Source organism: Bacillus sp. FSL L8-0167 (genome assembly GCF_038630295.1).
Taxonomy (GTDB): Bacteria; Bacillota; Bacilli; order Bacillales; family Bacillaceae; genus Bacillus; species Bacillus safensis.
The window spans coordinates 2,362,204-2,379,481 of record NZ_CP152027.1; the positions used below are offsets into that span (position 1 = coordinate 2,362,204).

Below are 17,278 nucleotides of genomic sequence, written 5' to 3' on the forward strand. Positions count from 1 at the left end.
TTTTTCAAATCGTTTTCTTCTAAACAATACATATTATTTTCTTGCATTCTTGATACTTTATTCGGATGCCTGATTGTATTCGTTATTTATTCATATCTTTACTCTTCGGTCTATCAAATAGAATGGGAAAGTGCTTTTGTGATATTTTTGTTCCTTTTCTCTATTGTCAAAGGAATTGAATCTTATAGAAGAACGCATATTCTTCCTTTTGAAGAGTTAATACAGCTTGCACCTGTTTCCGCGAGACGCCTTTTTCAAACGCTTTTATTTTCAGAGTTGGTATGGCTTCTATTTACGAGCTTGAGTACTTATTTGATTTATTTTCTCTTTCAATATTTCATTGCTCAAACACATGACTGGATATTTTGGTTGAAGCATCTCAATGTTTTATTGACAGGCTTCTTACTTTTTATCGTCAGCAATAAGATATTTGGTGCTTACATCTATAACATTGTCGTAAAAAAAATTGGGATCATTCGTGTTCTTTTTTTCGCAAGCATCTCTTTACTTTTCTTCTTATTCGGAAGGGTTCTAATATCGAACGTTGTTTTCCCTTTTTATCACACCTTCCGACAACTTTTTCAATCAATTTCTTCGCTTGCAGAAGATGCGTTTTGGATTACACTTTCAAACAACTTGGTGTCTTTATATCAGAATAATCTTCAGCAAATCCATCATGCTTTATTTTCACAGGATTCGGTATTTCTACAATTTCTAGCGCTTTTTACTTCACCTGTCACATTTTTCGTGGTGATATTAGCTGCAACACTCGTCATGAAGACTCCTGTTCGCTGGATTCCGACTGGGAAAGAGCATGATCAAAGCTCAAAACATTTTAGAGATTTATATTATTGGTACTTTCAAGCACTTGATAAAATTCAGGGCTCGCTGTTTCAAAAGAATATGTTGATTCAAAAAGACCTTAAGGTGTTAAAAGAAAAAAGGTGGCTGCTGTCTAAAGAGTTTTTTAATTATATGTTCATGTCATATGAAGCCTTCTTCTATGTCGGGGTTATGACAGGTTTGATCTCGCTTATTGATCATCAAGCTTTGCAAATTCAGATATTATTCACATTAAATGTGATGATTTTAGCTAATCAAACATATGAAATGAGAATGCTGACCCCTTCTATATTCTCTTTGAGTGCTGAAAAAAAGAATATTTGGCTCTATGAGCTTTCTCAAACATCTCTTATGCAGTTTTTCTTATCAAAAATCCAGTTATTTTATTGTTTATTTTCTATACCATCACTCTTTCTACTTTTCATTAATCTATCAATCATAAGTGTATATCACCTTTTTGATGTTCAGATGCTCATTCAATTGGTGGCATTGGGGATTGGCTTTTACATTTTTCCATTGATTCAGCTGTATTTGTTTCCATTCACAACAAAATTCAATTTTATTCACGAGCATGAAATAGGGACAACCAATGAAGAAATAGAAGTTATCGATAAAGGACAGGCCTTTGCAAGGAATTTTCTCGTGTTGCCTTTCATGTACTATATGATCTTGACCTCTTTTCTACCTATTTTGCAGCATTCTACAAGTCTCATAAGCGTTCTGTTTGCTTTATATTTTGTGATCGTTTCAGTGATTTGCTGGGTGTTATGCCGCAAGACCATCTATAAAGGGATTGAATATGTTGAAAAAAATAAGATGTTTTATATCGGAGAATAGACTGATTCTACGCCTCGGTTACCTCTACGCTGCTATCTTTATTGCAGCTGTGCTAATCGGAAGCCTTCTTCCTTATGATCAGATTCCTTATCTTAAAAAGGATGAAGAGATGTTTTTTCTATCTATTTTCTTAAACAATTTACAAGTTGGAATGGCGATATTAGGCATTGGAGCTTTTACAGGCGGCATCATGTCTGCAGGCATTCTCTTTTACAACGGCTACATTATCGGCAAACTCGTTCAGTATTTGATTGTCAATCACGAAGCGCAGCAGCTATTCACAGGACTCCTGCCTCATGCTTTCGTAGAAGTCCTTGGTTTAATTCTGTTTTCAATCGTCAGCTCTTATCCTTTTATTTATCTTTATCGATTTATAAAAGGAGAAACAATTGAATTAAAAAAACTGACCCTAACTGTGCTTCAATTGATTTTTGCAGCAGCCATTCTTTTATTCATGGCATCTCTTTTAGAGCAATACGTTAGCCATGTACATCTACCATAGAAGAAAGGAGAATGTGGTTCCATGGAGCTACTTCTACGACCTAAGCAATTTTTCAATCAGAATCAATCAATTAAAACCATTGTAGGACTTGTCTTACTATCATTATTTGTGTCGACTGTTTTTTTAACATTTTTTATTATTGATTTGTTAGTAGATGAACCTTTATCCACTGGGAAACAACTTGCCAGCATTGTTTTCATCTTTTTGCTGACAATACCGCTTTATTTCATTCTAAATTTTCTCAGTACTGTCCTAACTTCTATTTATATGTATTTTTTTCATAAAGCTTTTATTTTACGCAAAATGTATCTTGTTATTTTGGTTTATAATGCATTTCTTTTATTAGTGAATAGTGCAGCGATCTATTGTGTGATGGTGTTACAATTAGATCACTATTTTCTCTTGATTCAAATAGTTTCCTTCTTATTCAATTTATATCTTTTACGCATCCTTTATGATGGAATTATTTACTATGCTGAAGGATCCAAAAAAGCTGCCTTAGCAACTGTGATCTTGTATATGCTGGTGACGACTGCGTTTGTTATTGGAGGATTCATCAATGGCTAAACTTCAAGTGTCTCAGCTATCTTTTCGCTATGAAACAACAGAAGAGAATTCTCCCCTTCTCGATCATGTGTCATTTGATCTGAAAGAAAGTGATCGAGCTTGTATTATTGGAAAGAACGGCAGCGGTAAATCGACACTTTTAAAGATCATCGCAGGTCTGCTTCCTTCAGCATCAGAAACGATTTTACTTAACGAGCAGCATCACCCTGGAACCGCTCAATATAAAAGTCTGGTAGCATACATCCCAGATAAACCTTTAGTCTATGATGCGCTCACTGGTTTCGAGCATATGGAGCTTATCCAGTCTTTATGGAAAATGAAAAAGTCGGAAAAGGTTTTATACAAAGACACCTTTCTATCGCTTTGTGATACATTTGATTTAACTCATGCCCTAAAAATGCCTGTCAAACAATATTCATTGGGCATGAGATATAAACTTTTCTTTAATTGTATGGTGGCAAGATCTCCAGAGCTGATCATTCTTGACGAGCCTTTTACCTCTCTTGATGAAGCCTCTCAAATACAATCGATTTCTTTATTAAAAAAAGAGTTCTCTCATCGATGTGTTTTATTTACAAGCCATCAGCGCTACCTTTATTCAGAGTTAGGAAATCGTTTCTTCCAGCTGGATCAGGGACAATTAAATGAAATGGAGCATTAGACATACAAAAGGCATCCCATAAAAGGATGCCCCTTCATTACCACTTACAGCGCTTCACCGGACGGCAGCAAGGGTTTTTAATATCACTGCCGCAATCGTATTCTTCTACAATATACTCGTTGTGAGTCGATTCAGTGACCGGATAGTAGTTTTCGATTCTTTTGATGTTTTTATTGACGTTTGTGATATGCGTTGGATGAATTTTTCTGATCGTTTGTTCATTCGTTCTTGTGTTGACAATTTGACGTGTGGGGAAAACAACCGTTTCGTCTCCTCCTTGGTTTCCTCTGCGAGGTCCAAAGAAGAAATCATCTAATCGATTTCGGCTCATCTTAACACCCCTTCAAGTTGTCTTTCACTTACACTCTATCGTATGTCAGAAGCACCTTTCGTGATTAGATGCATGTCTATTTTTAAAAAAATCCACTTTCTATCTATTTTTCTCTTTCTTTACAAAAGGACAATTTTAACATATTATACAAATGATATCTTAGGAAGACAGGTCATCCATGAAAACAAAACATCAGCTCTTTTTATTCAATGAATTTTTCCACTCATTATCAAATAAGAGGTGAACGATATGATCAACACGACACAGCCATTCGAACGAAACAAGCTAGACATTGCACTTGAACTAACTCAATTACATCTGAATCAATATCAAACAAACCATCCTGATCAGCTGAGTGAAATTTACGCGAAATATTACGCACTGCTTGAAGTGCTGGATTTGTCTTCCTATGATCAATTGATTGATTTACTGCCAAATGAGCTCAAACAGACGCTTGAGTAAAAAACCATCTACCCACATGGGATAGATGGTTTTCTTAAATTTATACACGTGCAGCCATATCGGTTTCGATTTGCTCTAAACTTCTTCCCTTTGTCTCGACTAGCACAAAACGGGTGAATAACAGCCCGATTAAGCAGATGACTCCGAATGAGGAGAAAATGACCCCAAAGCTGAATTGATCAGCCAAAATAGGGAAAACGAGTCCAACTGCTAACGATCCGGTCCAGTTAAAGGCAGAAGAGATACCTGCTCCGATGCCTCTGACAGAAAGCGGGAAGATTTCGCCGATGATGATCCAAGTGATCGGTGCCCACGAGAAGGCATAGCACAAAATAAAGCAGCAAAGTGAAATCAATGTCACCCAGTTTAAAATTCCTTCACTAACGCCAAGTGCCCCTAATGCGGCTGGAGCAAAGAAAGAAAGGGCCATGCCCGATCCCCCTACGGTGAGAATCGTTCGGCGGTCGAAGCGGTCAACAAATTGTAAAAAGATCACGGTCGTGACGACGAAAATGACACCGACAATGACTGTAAAACCTGCGGCGACCTGCGGCGCAAGACCTACATTCCGAGCGATACTCGTTGCATAATAGACAATGGAGTTCGCGCCTTGAATTTGCTGAAGGGTTGCCATTCCAACCCCAATGAAAAGAGCCATTCGGAATTTCTTTTGAAACAATTCACGAATTCCCGAGCGTTCTTCTTTGGCGACTTCTAAAATTTCCTGCATTTCTGATTCGATTTCTTCACGGGAAGAACGCAGTGATCCTAATACTTCCCGTGCTTTATGAGCCATTCCGTGTTTAATCAAATATCTCGGAGATTCAGGGAGCTTCAGCATCCCAATATAAAGCACGATCGCAAATAAAGCGGCACTTCCCAGCATCCAGCGCCAGCTGTCCGGGATGGGTTCAAACACAAACGCGACAATATAACTGAGCAATAGACCAGTGACAATCATGAGCTGATTGAGTCCAGATAATTTCCCGCGGATTTTAGCAGGAGCGATTTCAGACATATAAGCCGGAACCAAAGATGAGGCTGTTCCTACTGCTGTCCCTAAAAAGATTCGAGCGATGGTGAGTGAAATCTCTTCTGGTGCGACAGCTGATCCGATCGCCCCGACAAAAAAGATAACGGATGAGACCAAAATGAGTTTTCTGCGGCCAAATTTATCCCCTAAGAGACCGCTTAAGATGGAGCCAATGATGGCCCCGCCCATTAATGAAGAGACAACGATTCCAAGCCATAATGGGCTGAGCTGAAATTCTTCCTGAATATGTCCTTCCGCCCCTGCAATAATCCCAATATCATATCCAAATAAGATGCCTGCAAAGGACCCGAAAAAGAAGATAAATTTGCTTGACACTTTTTTCTCCAAGTGGATGACCCCCTCACTTAATTAACCGCTTTCATTTCACCCGGTGCTTCTACTGTAACCAGTAGAAGACCTTTCCCCCTTCTATAAAACCACATATTCTGCATTGACTAGCTTTGCAAAGTGAACAATTTGATCAACCTTTAAATTGAGAGACACGACTGTATGATGGCCCCCGCCTTCTTTAATCCATGCTTTGACGCCATCCTGAAAATTCGGTTTGATTTTCCACAATACACGCGCAACTGGTAAATGAGGTGCTGCTTCCTCTGGCTCAAAGGCTTCGACTTCTTGTATGAGCCATTTGAAATGTGTTCCAAAATCCGCTATAGAGACAACGACACCCTCGCCTGCTTTTCCATCAAACACAAGACGTGCTGGATCTTCCCGGTTTCCGATCCCAAGTGGAGATACGACAATGACAGGTTTTGTATGGGCGAGCGCTGGATCTACTTCCAGCATATGAGATTGCAGCACTGCTTCCTGCCCAGATGTCATTTCATACGTGTAGTCCTCCATAAACCCAGTGGATTGATGATGACTCATCACCTTTAATAAGCGGTCCAGTGCGGCCGTTTTCCAATCACCTTCCCCAGCAAAGCCGTATCCCTTTGCCATCAGTCGCTGTACCGCAAGTCCAGGCAGCTGCTTCATCCCATGTAAGTCTTCAAAGTTTGTTGTAAAGGCATTATAGCCGCCTTCATCTAAGAAACGTTTGATGGCGATCTCATATCGCGCCTGCACCTTGACACTTTTTTCCCACTCTTCAACTGAATACGTTCCATAATTCACATCATATTGCGTTAAATACTCAGCAAATAATGCATCTACCTCTTCTTCTTCTACTGCATTTACATATTCGACGAGATCGCCTATTCCAAAGTAGTCAACGGTCCATCCTAATTGAATCTGCGCTTCGATTTTATCGCCTTCTGTCACGGCTACATGCCGCATGTTGTCGCCAAACCGGGCTACTTTGATGTGAAAGCTCTCATGATAGGCAGCCGCAACATCCATCCAATCCGCAATTTGCTGCTGCACTTCCGGCTTTGACCAATGACCGGTCACAATTTGGTTTTGTTTATTTAAACGTGCATTAATATAGCCATATTCTCTGTCTCCATGTGCGGATTGGTGGAGATTCATATAGTCCATGTCGATCGTGTCCCACGGAATCTTTTCATAATATTGTGTAGCAAGATGCAAAAGAGGCTTTTGCAAAAGACTGGTGCCGCGTATCCACATTTTTGCTGGAGAAAATGTATGCATCCATGTCATCACACCGACAACTTCATCGCGATAATTGACCTCTTTCATAAGCTTTGTGATTTGATCGGCACTGACAGCCAGGTCCTGCAAGATCACTGGATAAGGAAGTAAACCGCTCTCATTTAAAGCATCCGTCATCTTTTGTGCATCTGCTTTTACTTTTTTCAGTGCTTCATCACCATATAAATGCTGTGACCCAACGATAAACCAAAACTCTTTTTTCAGGCTTGTTAACATAAATATCCCTCTTTTCTTTATCTTGAAGGTTTTTGTCCGTAATACGCATGCTTTCCATGTTTTCTTAAGTAATGTTTATCTAAAATTCGCTGCGGCAATGGCTCCGCAAATTCGTTCAATTGCTTGGCAAAAAGATTCATCTTGGCGACTTCATCTAAAATCACACTGTTTGTGACCGCACTTTTAGCATCCTTCCCCCATGTAAATGGACCATGCCCTTGAAGCAATACACCCGGCACCGCCATCACATCTAGGTTTCTTTTCTCAAACGTTTCGATGATCAGCCGGCCCGTTTCTACCTCATAACCCCGATTGATTTCTTCTTCTGTTAGAAAACGAGCGCACGGAACGGCGCCGTAAAATGTATCGGCATGTGTTGTGCCCATTGCTGGTAAATCAAGTCCTGCCTGCGCCCAAACGGTTGCCCACATGGAATGGCTATGTGAAATGCCGCCAATTTCCTCAAAGTGTTTGTAAAGAACTGCATGTGTAGCTGTATCTGACGAAGGACTCAATTCTCCTTCCACCACTTCACCATCAAAGTTCACCACGACCATATCTTTTGCTGATAGTTGGTCATACGCTATGCCGCTCGGCTTAATCACAAACAAACCACTGTCACGATCACATGCACTGACATTACCCCATGTAAATTTCACAAGTCCGTATTTTGGCAAATCTAAATTTGCTTGATACACTTCTTCTTTTAAGCGATCTAGCATACCGTCGTCACTCCTTTCTTTGGCATGAGATGCGCTACTGCCGCTTCTTCAATCGCAAGACCTTCTTGATAGCGCTTTAAAAATTCGTCAAAGCCTTTGACATCGAGTGGATCAGGCTCCATGAGCTCTTCTGATGTATGGGCAAATACTCGATGAGTGAGAAATTCAGCCAATGTTTGCTGCTGCTGATGGATCATATATGAAGCAAGGACAGCCATCCCAAACGCACCGCCTTCTCCCGCTGTTGAAACGACTGATACAGGTGTATTCAGCGCTGCGGCAACCATTTTTTGTCCAACGAGCGGTGTTTTAAATAATCCCCCATGCCCTAGTAAGCGGTCAATCACTACATGTTCCTGTTCCTTTAACCGGTCCATGCCTATTTTCATTGCACCAAAAGCGGAGAACAAATGGGTTCGCATGAAATTAGCGAGGTTAAAGCGGCTTTCAGGAGACCTGACAAAAAGAGGTCTTCCTTCTGGCAGTCTCGTAATATTTTCACCAGAGTAATAGCCATAGCTTAAGAGTCCGCCGCCATCTCGATCTGCTTTTAAAGCTTGCTGCAATAAGGATTCGTATAACCTTTCTGACTCCACTTGCAGGCCAAGTGCTTCAAATGCCTCTCTGAATATATTCATCCAAGCGTTTAGGTCACTTGTACAGTTATTCGCATGAACCATGGCAACTGGCAGTCCATCCGGCGTCGTGACAAGATCCACTTCTGGATACACACCTTTTAGATCCTGCTCCAGCACAATCATGGCAAAAACCGACGTCCCAACAGAAATATTCCCGGTCCGTCTTTCTACACTGTTTGTCGCCACCATTCCCGTTCCAGCGTCACCTTCCGGCGGGCAAAATGGAATGCCTGGCTGCAAATGTTTTCCTTGATCTAAAATGGCTGCTCCTGCTGCCGTTAACACGCCAGCCTCCTCACCTGCTAAATAAACACGCGGCAGAAGATGACGAAGCTTCCACGGATAGCCTTTTTCTGCAATCAATGCTTCAAATTGCTGGAGCATTTCTTCATTGTAGTCCTTCGTTTGTTCGTCAATTGGGAACATCCCTGACGCATCGCCAATACCAATGGCCTGCTTTCCGGTTAACAGCCAGTGAATATATCCTGACAAAGTGGTCATATATTCTAATCGGGATAGATGTTTTTCATCTTCTAATACCGCTTGATACAAATGGGCAATGCTCCATCTTTCTGGAATATGAAATTGAAATACGTCTGTCAGCTTTTGACTCGCCTCGATGGTCGTTCCGTTCCGCCATGTTCGGAACGGAACGAGAACCTCTCCTGTATGATCACATGCCACATAGCCATGCATCATCGCTGATACCCCGATTGAGCCAATGGTTTGAATGGTCACACCATACTTTTGCTCGGCCTGTTCTTTCATCTCTCGATACGCCACTTGCAGACCTGTAATGATATCAATTAAGTTGTACGTCCATATTCCATCTTGGAGAAAACTTTCCCATTCATATGCACCTTGTGCAATTGGCTGAAATTCCTCATCTATTAAAATCGCTTTAATTCGTGTTGAACCAAATTCAATGCCTAAAGATGTCCGTCCTTCTTTCAAGGCTTTGGCCGTCTCTTTGTGATCCACTCTACGTTCACCCCCATTTTTGATAGCGGTTTCAATTTTCTTTTTCTAGATTCATTGATTCTCTGGTACAATCACAATATAATATTTGTACGTACATATGTCAATAATAAATATAGTTGTACATACATAATGCGGCAAAAACTTTCATTTTTTCTGAAGGGGTCATAACAGAAAAGGGAAGCGCCTGTTTTTGATCCGACAACCATGTTAAAATATGTCCATACAATTTCTTCTCAATCCGAGTAGATGATCAACTGAGAAAGAAGTGAAACGATGAAAAAGAAGTACCAGATCATTATTGATGATATAAAAAGCAAAATACTCACAGGGGATTATCGGATCGGGGAGCGTATTCCAACCGAATCAAGCCTGCAAGACATGTATCAAGTGAGCAGACATACAGTTCGAAAAGCCATTTTGGAATTGTCCAGCGAAGGATTTTTGCGCAGCGAAAAAGGTTCAGGCACATTTGTGACCAATCAATATCAAACAAAACCTGCGGGACATGCACATATGAAAACGATTGGTGTCATTACAACATACATATCCGATTACATTTTTCCTTCTATCATTCGAGGCATTGAAAGCCGTTTAAACGAAGAGAACTATTCCTTGTTACTGGCAAGTACAAATAACGATGTTGAGCAGGAGAAAAAAGCGCTTGAAATGATGCTGTCGTTTGGTGTGGACGGACTTATCGTCGAGCCGACGAAAAGCAATTTATATAACCCAAACATCTCGTACTATTTATCCTTTAAAGAACAGGATGTACCGCTCATTATGATCAATGCCTATTATGAGCAGTTAGAGGTTCCTTTTCTCTGTTTGGATGATGTGAAGTCCAGCTATTTAGCCACAAAAGAGCTGATCACCTCTGGACATCAGCAAATTGGGCTTATTTCAAAAACAGATGATTTACAGGGAAAATATCGGATGAAGGGCTATATTCAGGCGCTAGGTGAAGCGAAGCTTAATTTCCTGCCTGAGCATGTGCTTTTTTTCGATACAGAATCGAAGCAGCATTTAGGGGAGCAAATTTCCACATTCCTGATGGCGCACAGGCATGAGCTGACTGCCCTTGTTTGCTATAACGATGAGGTGGGTTTAGAAGTAGCCAATGTATGCAGCGAAATCGGGCTGTCCATTCCAGATGATCTCTCGATTATTGGACAGGATAATTCATATATCGCCCAGAAAAATGCCCATGTGAAGCTGACAACACTGACCCATCCTCAGGAGCAAATGGGCCGTGATGCAGCAGACTGGATGATTAAAAAAGTACAAGGAAAAAAGAATCTCCCTGATCAAACGTTTTACGAGCCTGAATTGGTTCCAGGTGAAACGATCAAACGAATAAAATGAGCCCCTACTCCAAGTGGCTCATTTTATTTTAGATTCCAGCATATCCAGCAGATCATACGCTATACGATCGGGAGAGTCTTGCGTGATTCGATTACGGTAGTTGGATAAAACGACCACGCCTGTTTTTGAATGCGGGCGGAAGCCCATGAAACTGGAGAATCCAGACGTCGCCCCATTATGGCAAATGAGTCCTGTGTCATCGATGACCCAGCCGAGTCCCATTGACATGTTCCTGCCCATATCCCGTCTTGGTTCATGCGTGATTTTCCAAAAAGAATCCGCATCTGCGTGTAGATGGCTAGAGAGAAATGACAATAAATCTGTGATGGTCGAGCGAATAGCGCCAGCTCCTTGATAGTCAAGCATATGAAGCGGCGGAACCTCTTTTCCATTTTCCCGATGCCCTAAGATCATCTTTGCTTCTACATTATCCTTAATCGTAATAAAGGTACTTGATAGATGAAGCTCATCCACGATATATTCCATCAATAGCTGTTCATATGTTTTGTGACGAGACCAGCCCATGATTAAACCAAGCAGACCCATACCCACATTGGAATAACGAGATGGAAAGCTTTTTGGCTGATTCCACTTTTTCGAATTTAACAGTTTCATTAATTCATCGAGTGAATACTGACAGAACATATCTCTTCTCACTTTAGGAAGGAAGCATAGCTGCAAATCTTTAAGAAGACGATGCGGAGGAAGACCAGACGTATGGGTTGCCAGCTGCTCTATTTGAATGGGGTGATTCTTTCGAATGTGAGGACAATACAGAGAAATCGAATTATCGAGTTTCATCTGCCCTTTTTGCATCATGCTTGCCAATATACTTGTCGTAAAGACTTTTGAAATCGAGCCAATCTCAAAAATGACATCCTCTGGCTGCACTCGCTTTTGTATAGGGTGATCCCCGAAATGAAAGACATGCGTTTCCCCTTGATGAATCAGTCCGATCACAAGCAGCGCCTCCTTCTTTTTCTCTGTATAAGAGGAAGCGATTCTCTGTACTTCTTGTTTGAGCGTCATTCATTCTCATCCTTTCTCTTCGTTTTGATGTGGGATCAATTGATCAAGCTTTTCATAAATCGATGTCAATGTGGAGATCTCATCGAAGGATAATGCTGAATAATATTTTTCAATAATCGCAAGCTCTACCTTACGCATATTCTCAAGGTACGTTTTTGCCTTCTCAGAAAGTTCAACATGCAATTCCCTCCGGTTATTCGGGTTAATGCTGCGGCGAATCCATTCTTTTTTTTCAAGCGTGTTTAACAATTGACTCACTGCACTTTGAGTGATGCCTAATTGCTGGGCAATTTGAATAGGAGAACTTCCCCCTTTCTGCTCAATAAAATTCAGTACAATATGCTGCTTATCGGTTAACTCATCTACAAATAATTCTTCAAACTCTAATCGGAGCTTTTGATGGATGCGGGCTTCGATATTGTTTAGCTCTTGAATCATAGCTGTTTTGGATGTCACTTTTATCACCTTCATAATTAAGATAACTTAAGTATAAAGCAACCTTTATATTAAAACAAGAAAAAATCCCCATCTTTTAGAAAGATAGGGAACTTGCCTATTACGCTTCTTCTTTAGGGGTAGGCACCGCACATACGCCATCTGCACATGCTGCTTCAAATGAATTGGCAGACGCTTTCTCTGCTTGAGCTGCTTCCTCTGTCCAAGCTGTTTCAAGTGCGCGCAGGAACGTATCGGCCGGCTGCGCACCTGCAACTGAATACTTGTCATTGATCAAGAAAAACGGAACAGCATTGATACCAAGCTGTCTCGCTTCTTGTTCATCTTTTCGGACATGATCGGTAAATGCTTCGCTGCCCAAAACTTGCTGTACTTCCTTCTCATCAAGACCTGCTTTTTCTGCAATTTGTAAAAGGGTTTGACGATCACCAACATGCTTTCCATTTGTAAAATACGCTTGAAACAGTTCTCCCATGACGAAATCGCCTTTCCCCATTTGACCAGCATATTGTGCCAATCGATGAGCATCAAAGGTGTTGGTCAACACGAGCGCATCAAATTGAAAATCGATTCCTTTCTCTTTGCCGGCCTGCTTCACCTGCTCATTCATCGCCATGGCCTGGCTGCGGCTCATGCCATATTTTTTGACGAGCATATCATGAACGTCATGATCGACTTGAGCAGGTGCGTGGGGATCAAGCTCAAAGCTTTTAAACTCGATCTCTACCTGGTCCTTCTCTGGGAATTGTTCTAGCGCTGTTTCCAGCTGTTTTTTTCCTATATAACAAAAAGGACAGGCGATATCTGACCAAATTTGTACTTTCATGTTCATCTTCCTTCCGTGCTTGCACTTTTTCTTTAACGATGTAACTATTATAGTTACATCAAATCGGTTATGTCAAGATTCTGGGCTTGATTGAAATGAAAAAGCCTCTCCTTTTAAGAAAGGAAAGGCGTTGAAAATGACTATTCTAAATTTGCATGGTGACCGTACATTGTATGTGTATCGAGCTCTTTCATTTCCATTAACCGCAAAATGACCGCATCGTATGTCAAAAGAAGCAGCTGCTCAAATAGTGAACCCATTGGCTGAATGGTATGATGACTTCCTTCCTGTTGATCCTTTGGTGCACCTGACAATAAGATGATTTCATCTGCTAGATCAGCTATTGGTGACTCAGTTGAAAGCGTGAAAGCTGCCACTTTTCCGCCAATTGCTTTTGCCTTTTTTGCAAGGACAAGCAAAGACTCTGTGCGACCAGAGCCGCTCCCCACAATCAAGAGATCCTCTTCTGTAAAGGAAGGCGTATTCGTTTCTCCAATGACATAAGCCTTGACGCCAATATGCGTAAGTCTCATCGCAAACGATTTTCCCATCAAACCAGACCTGCCTGCACCTGCCACAAAGACTTTTTGTGCAGATAAAATACTTGTGACCAGGCGCTCTGCTTGTTCGTCTTGAATGGCTGGCGAATGCTCAGAAAGCTCATTTAAAATGGCCTTCACATAGTCGCTGGTCTTCATGATTGTGCGATCAGCTGCTTCATTTGTGCCGCTACTTCTGCTTTATTGTCCTGGCTTGCGATACCGCCGCCGACAATGATTAAATCAGGGTTTAATTTCACGACTTCAGGTAACGTATCAAGCTTAATTCCGCCTGCAATCGCTGTTTTTGCCTGCTTGACGACTTGTTTAATTGTCATAAGGTCAGCAAATGAGTTTTGACCAACCGCTTGCAGGTCATAGCCTGTATGCACACAAATATAATCGACTCCAAGCGCATCCAGCTCTTTTGCACGGCCTGCGATATCTTTGATGCCAATCATATCAACTAAAATTTGTTTTCCTCTTGCTTTTGCTTCTTTCACCGCTCCTTGAATGGACATATCTTCTGCCGCTGCAAGAATGGTGACGATATCTGCTCCTGCTTCGGAGGCCTGCTGCACTTCATAGCCGGCAGCATCCATAATTTTCAGATCAGCGAGTACACGTAAATTCGGAAAAGCCTGCTTGACTTCTTTTACAGCACGAAGCCCTTCGTTAATCACAACAGGTGTCCCAATTTCGACCACATCAATGGATGCTTCTACTTCTTTGATCAGCTCAATTGCCTCTGGTATATTCACTAAATCTAATGCTAATTGTAATTTCATCAACTTTCACTCCCGTTTTTCATCTCATCTTCAAGAGCTCCGCGGATGATGCATCTTGAACGATGAAATGAGTATAACAACAGGATGGACGCAATCCAAGTACGCACTTTTTTTTTACATACTATACTTTTCCGCATATGGTTACAAAAAAGATACTGTCTTTTGGCCAGTATCTCAGCGTAAAGACAAAGGGCTAAAATAAAGTTATTTTAGCCCTTTGCCTACAATCGGTCATCTTTCTATTTATCATCTTTTAAAAAATTACTGTCGAGATACTGTTTTCCCCAATCATACATCGCCTCTAAAATCGGCATTAAGCTTTCTCCTAGTTCTGTGAGAGAATACTCAACCTTTGGCGGGACGACAGGATAAACCTCCCGGTGCACAATGTGATCTTCCTCTAATTCTCTTAGCTGATTGACAAGCATTCTTTGCGTAATCCCAGGCATTAACGACTTTAACTCACCAAAACGTTTTGTCCCTTCTCTGCCAAGGTGCCATAAAATCAGCATTTTCCACTTACCGCCGATAATATTCAGCGTCAGCTCTTTTTCGCAATTGAATACTTTATTTTCCATTCGTGATGACAACAACATACACTCCTTTAATTTCAAACCATTTACGCTTTATCATATACTGCGGCAAAATGAATTGCCCAAGCATACGGTCTTCGTTATTGATTTTGTTTTTTGACAAAAGCCATCACAGCCTCTGTCATTTTTTGTGCTTCTTTTGGCGCTCTGTCTGATCCAAACCATTTGTTCAGATCACTATGGCTTAACGTATGAACCCGAAAAACAAACCGAGAGCCTTTATCATGATTTAGTTTTTCTGCAAATCGGTACACCTCAGGATTTTCCCAGCCCGTGACCAAATAGACAGGAGGTACATTCGCTTGATTCATATAAGTGACAGGTGATGCCTTTGTCCAATTTTTCTCTTGTTTGCCAAAGACTTTTTTGTACGATGGGATGGCTTGTATAAATTGATTGAGGTTTAACGGCCCATCTAAAATCACGATGGAATTAATCGCTTTTGGCGACAGCCCCACACGTTTTAAGTAGGTCGAATCTGTGGCAACCAGCGCCGTCAAATGACCGCCCGCTGAGTGACCCATGACATTGATTTTTGATGAATCAATTTGATATTCATCCGCATGATCCTTTACCCATTTAATGGCGTTTGCCGTATCATCTGCCATCTGCTCATAGTTGGCATCAGGGTGAAGCCTGTAATTCATTGAAACAAACACATACCCTTGACCTGTAAAATAATCAGCCTTTGAAGCGACTCTATTCTTATCGCCGCCTGTCCAGCCGCCGCCATGGAGATAGATTATCACAGGATGCTTCTTCTTTTTGTATTCATCTTTGCCCTTTGGCATATACATATCGAGTGTTTGCTGTTTGTTTTGTGTGTCTGCATAATGGATATTGGTTGTCGGCTTAGGCTGGTTGAAACGGAACACAAAGAATGCGCATACCAATAAACCAGCGATGACCGCCGCAAATAAGAGCCATTTCATGAATCGATTCAATGTCATTGCACCTTTCTATGTTTGGGATGGGGAAGCACGAGTTTCAGCAGATATGTAGATAAACTAGCACGAAACTAAATTCATATGGGATGTGCAGAGCAATACAATTGATCAAGTCGTAAGATTCATTATACTCCTTAAAGTGGTGAAATTCATTGATTTGCTCTAGAGGGTTGACATCGAAATCAAGAATTAGATTCTGGATTTTTCATCTAAAAACCATGTCATAGTTTATCCTCCAAGAGGTTATTGTATAAATGCAATGATTCGTTTTCTTGTTTCTTCATGGTACTGGACATAGGAATGTAATAAAGGATACGATTCAAGGACGTGTTGAAATGATTTGATTTGAGGGTATTGCTCTTCAAATGACTGACGCAGCACGTTTAACTGTTTTTTTGGAATTCGTTTATGATCGATCACATAACTTAAGCTGCCTGTCACAAGAGTGAAAAATTCATAAAAATCATCGGACCACATACCAGTTTCCTCCTCAAAAAATACGATATCTTCTGGATAAGTGGAATGAAAACAATATTGATAGCGCTGCTTCAAATCATTGATTAATGCTGTTTTATCTTGGCTGATGTTCATGGCCTTATGCTCCTTTTATATATAGACATTACTGATAATCATTTCTTTGTCTATCATTAGTAATTGATACTTCCTAATTTAAACCACAAGTACCATTACGGATAATTTGATAGCAATTGACTGAAATATTCATTGAATGTTTTTTGATCCTTCAATAACAGTTCTAACCAACTTGCTAAATCAGGATGATCCAGTGGTTTCCATCCTTCTTCTAATAAAATATTTTGGGAACACTCTTTTTTTGATACCATACCTATTATACAAATTTCCATATCTCTATCTGCCCAAATCGCCCACTGCAAAGAACGGGATAACCAAACCACTATGTTTGAGTTCGTAATTATATTATCAGCTATAGAACCTTTTGGGTGCATCCATAGTGCATTTACATAATCCTCACCTGAAATGTTCACACTCGCTTTCAGCCAATGATAATAACCAAACTCCTTCAAATAGTAATCAACTGGATCTGGCTTAAGGATTGCGGTCAAAAATTCTCTATCACGTGTTGAATTTGATAACTCCTTGATTGTTGGTAAAATATCATCACTTAATGCCCAATCAAACTCTTGAAACAAAAAACAATCAAAATTCTTACGGAAGACTTGCTGTGGCAGCCCTTTATTTTGATCAAATACATGATCCACTAAATTCTGATAGAACCTGAATTCTTTTTCTGAACGAACAAATAAGTGCTCAGGCTGGTTCAAGCAAAAAGC

20 protein-coding genes are annotated in these 17,278 nt (G+C 40.7%); 6 read left to right on the forward strand and 14 right to left on the reverse strand.

The window, feature by feature from the left end; all coding sequences use genetic code 11:
• Positions 1-369: 369 nt before the first annotated feature.
• The 4 genes from MHB66_RS12215 to MHB66_RS12230 are packed head-to-tail and all read left to right on the forward strand — an operon-like array spanning position 370 to position 3,410.
• Positions 370-1,680 carry a hypothetical protein gene (locus MHB66_RS12215; protein ID WP_240491069.1) on the forward strand — a complete coding sequence of 437 codons (1,311 nt, stop codon included), beginning with the start codon at positions 370-372 and terminating at the stop codon, positions 1,678-1,680.
• On the forward strand, positions 1,643-2,182 hold the full coding sequence (locus MHB66_RS12220) for a stage II sporulation protein M (RefSeq protein ID WP_231122778.1): 540 nt from the start codon (positions 1,643-1,645) through the stop codon (positions 2,180-2,182). The genes MHB66_RS12215 and MHB66_RS12220 overlap by 38 nt, the downstream gene beginning before the upstream one ends.
• Positions 2,183-2,203: 21 nt before the next feature.
• Positions 2,204-2,749 carry a hypothetical protein gene (locus tag MHB66_RS12225; RefSeq protein ID WP_034280043.1) on the forward strand — a complete coding sequence of 182 codons (546 nt, stop codon included), beginning with the start codon at positions 2,204-2,206 and terminating at the stop codon, positions 2,747-2,749.
• Positions 2,742-3,410 (forward strand): ABC transporter ATP-binding protein, encoded by a 669-nt coding sequence (locus MHB66_RS12230; RefSeq protein WP_041118047.1) that lies wholly within the window; start codon positions 2,742-2,744, stop codon positions 3,408-3,410. The genes MHB66_RS12225 and MHB66_RS12230 overlap by 8 nt, the downstream gene beginning before the upstream one ends.
• Before the next feature lie 37 nt (positions 3,411-3,447).
• Here the strand turns inward: MHB66_RS12230 and MHB66_RS12235 are convergent, their stop codons facing one another.
• The gene (locus tag MHB66_RS12235) at positions 3,448-3,741 is read right to left on the reverse strand and encodes a spore coat protein (RefSeq protein ID WP_024423071.1); all 294 of its coding nucleotides are present in this window, start codon (positions 3,739-3,741) and stop codon (positions 3,448-3,450) included.
• A 249-nt stretch (positions 3,742-3,990) separates the two neighbouring features.
• On the opposite strand from MHB66_RS12235, the gene MHB66_RS12240 reads away from it, so the two are divergent.
• Positions 3,991-4,203: a hypothetical protein gene (locus tag MHB66_RS12240; RefSeq protein WP_024427922.1), complete on the forward strand. Its 213-nt coding sequence runs from the start codon at positions 3,991-3,993 to the stop codon at positions 4,201-4,203.
• 40 nt (positions 4,204-4,243) lie between these two features.
• Here MHB66_RS12240 and MHB66_RS12245 read toward each other — a convergent pair whose 3' ends face one another.
• The 4 genes from MHB66_RS12245 to MHB66_RS12260 form a co-directional block, all read right to left on the reverse strand.
• Positions 4,244-5,584, reverse strand: coding sequence for a sugar porter family MFS transporter (locus MHB66_RS12245; RefSeq protein ID WP_034280034.1), 1,341 nt, complete (start codon positions 5,582-5,584; stop codon positions 4,244-4,246).
• A gap of 81 nt (positions 5,585-5,665) precedes the next feature.
• Complete coding sequence (gene araA / locus MHB66_RS12250; protein ID WP_046311851.1) at positions 5,666-7,087, reverse strand: L-arabinose isomerase; 1,422 nt, start codon at positions 7,085-7,087, stop codon at positions 5,666-5,668.
• A 17-nt stretch (positions 7,088-7,104) separates the two neighbouring features.
• The gene (locus MHB66_RS12255) at positions 7,105-7,809 is read right to left on the reverse strand and encodes an L-ribulose-5-phosphate 4-epimerase (RefSeq protein WP_046311853.1); all 705 of its coding nucleotides are present in this window, start codon (positions 7,807-7,809) and stop codon (positions 7,105-7,107) included.
• On the reverse strand, positions 7,803-9,428 hold the full coding sequence (locus MHB66_RS12260; RefSeq protein WP_046311855.1) for an FGGY-family carbohydrate kinase: 1,626 nt from the start codon (positions 9,426-9,428) through the stop codon (positions 7,803-7,805). The genes MHB66_RS12255 and MHB66_RS12260 overlap by 7 nt, the downstream gene beginning before the upstream one ends.
• Before the next feature lie 273 nt (positions 9,429-9,701).
• Here MHB66_RS12260 and MHB66_RS12265 point away from each other — a divergent pair, with 273 nt between their 5' ends.
• Positions 9,702-10,790 (forward strand): GntR family transcriptional regulator, encoded by a 1,089-nt coding sequence (locus tag MHB66_RS12265; RefSeq protein ID WP_025092855.1) that lies wholly within the window; start codon positions 9,702-9,704, stop codon positions 10,788-10,790.
• Between the two features lie 18 nt (positions 10,791-10,808).
• Here the strand turns inward: MHB66_RS12265 and MHB66_RS12270 are convergent, their stop codons facing one another.
• From MHB66_RS12270 to MHB66_RS12310, 9 genes are all read right to left on the reverse strand, one after another.
• Positions 10,809-11,819 carry a serine hydrolase gene (locus MHB66_RS12270; protein ID WP_046311857.1) on the reverse strand — a complete coding sequence of 337 codons (1,011 nt, stop codon included), beginning with the start codon at positions 11,817-11,819 and terminating at the stop codon, positions 10,809-10,811.
• A 6-nt stretch (positions 11,820-11,825) separates the two neighbouring features.
• Positions 11,826-12,275: a MarR family transcriptional regulator gene (locus tag MHB66_RS12275; RefSeq protein WP_052470354.1), complete on the reverse strand. Its 450-nt coding sequence runs from the start codon at positions 12,273-12,275 to the stop codon at positions 11,826-11,828.
• Positions 12,276-12,375: 100 nt separating this feature from the next.
• Positions 12,376-13,101 carry a DsbA family oxidoreductase gene (locus tag MHB66_RS12280; RefSeq protein WP_046311861.1) on the reverse strand — a complete coding sequence of 242 codons (726 nt, stop codon included), beginning with the start codon at positions 13,099-13,101 and terminating at the stop codon, positions 12,376-12,378.
• A gap of 140 nt (positions 13,102-13,241) precedes the next feature.
• Positions 13,242-13,799, reverse strand: coding sequence for a 6-phospho-3-hexuloisomerase (hxlB, locus tag MHB66_RS12285; RefSeq protein ID WP_046311863.1), 558 nt, complete (start codon positions 13,797-13,799; stop codon positions 13,242-13,244).
• Positions 13,796-14,428 (reverse strand): 3-hexulose-6-phosphate synthase, encoded by a 633-nt coding sequence (gene hxlA, locus MHB66_RS12290; RefSeq protein WP_024423080.1) that lies wholly within the window; start codon positions 14,426-14,428, stop codon positions 13,796-13,798. The genes hxlB and hxlA overlap by 4 nt, the downstream gene beginning before the upstream one ends.
• A 239-nt stretch (positions 14,429-14,667) precedes the next feature.
• Positions 14,668-15,024 (reverse strand): winged helix-turn-helix transcriptional regulator, encoded by a 357-nt coding sequence (locus MHB66_RS12295; protein ID WP_029708013.1) that lies wholly within the window; start codon positions 15,022-15,024, stop codon positions 14,668-14,670.
• A gap of 77 nt (positions 15,025-15,101) precedes the next feature.
• Positions 15,102-15,971: an alpha/beta hydrolase gene (locus tag MHB66_RS12300; RefSeq protein WP_034280011.1), complete on the reverse strand. Its 870-nt coding sequence runs from the start codon at positions 15,969-15,971 to the stop codon at positions 15,102-15,104.
• Positions 15,972-16,211: 240 nt separating this feature from the next.
• Positions 16,212-16,559 carry a YxiJ family protein gene (locus MHB66_RS12305; RefSeq protein WP_046311866.1) on the reverse strand — a complete coding sequence of 116 codons (348 nt, stop codon included), beginning with the start codon at positions 16,557-16,559 and terminating at the stop codon, positions 16,212-16,214.
• 95 nt (positions 16,560-16,654) lie between these two features.
• Positions 16,655-17,269 (reverse strand): hypothetical protein, encoded by a 615-nt coding sequence (locus tag MHB66_RS12310; protein WP_041118069.1) that lies wholly within the window; start codon positions 17,267-17,269, stop codon positions 16,655-16,657.
• Between the last annotated feature and the right edge of the window lie 9 nt (positions 17,270-17,278).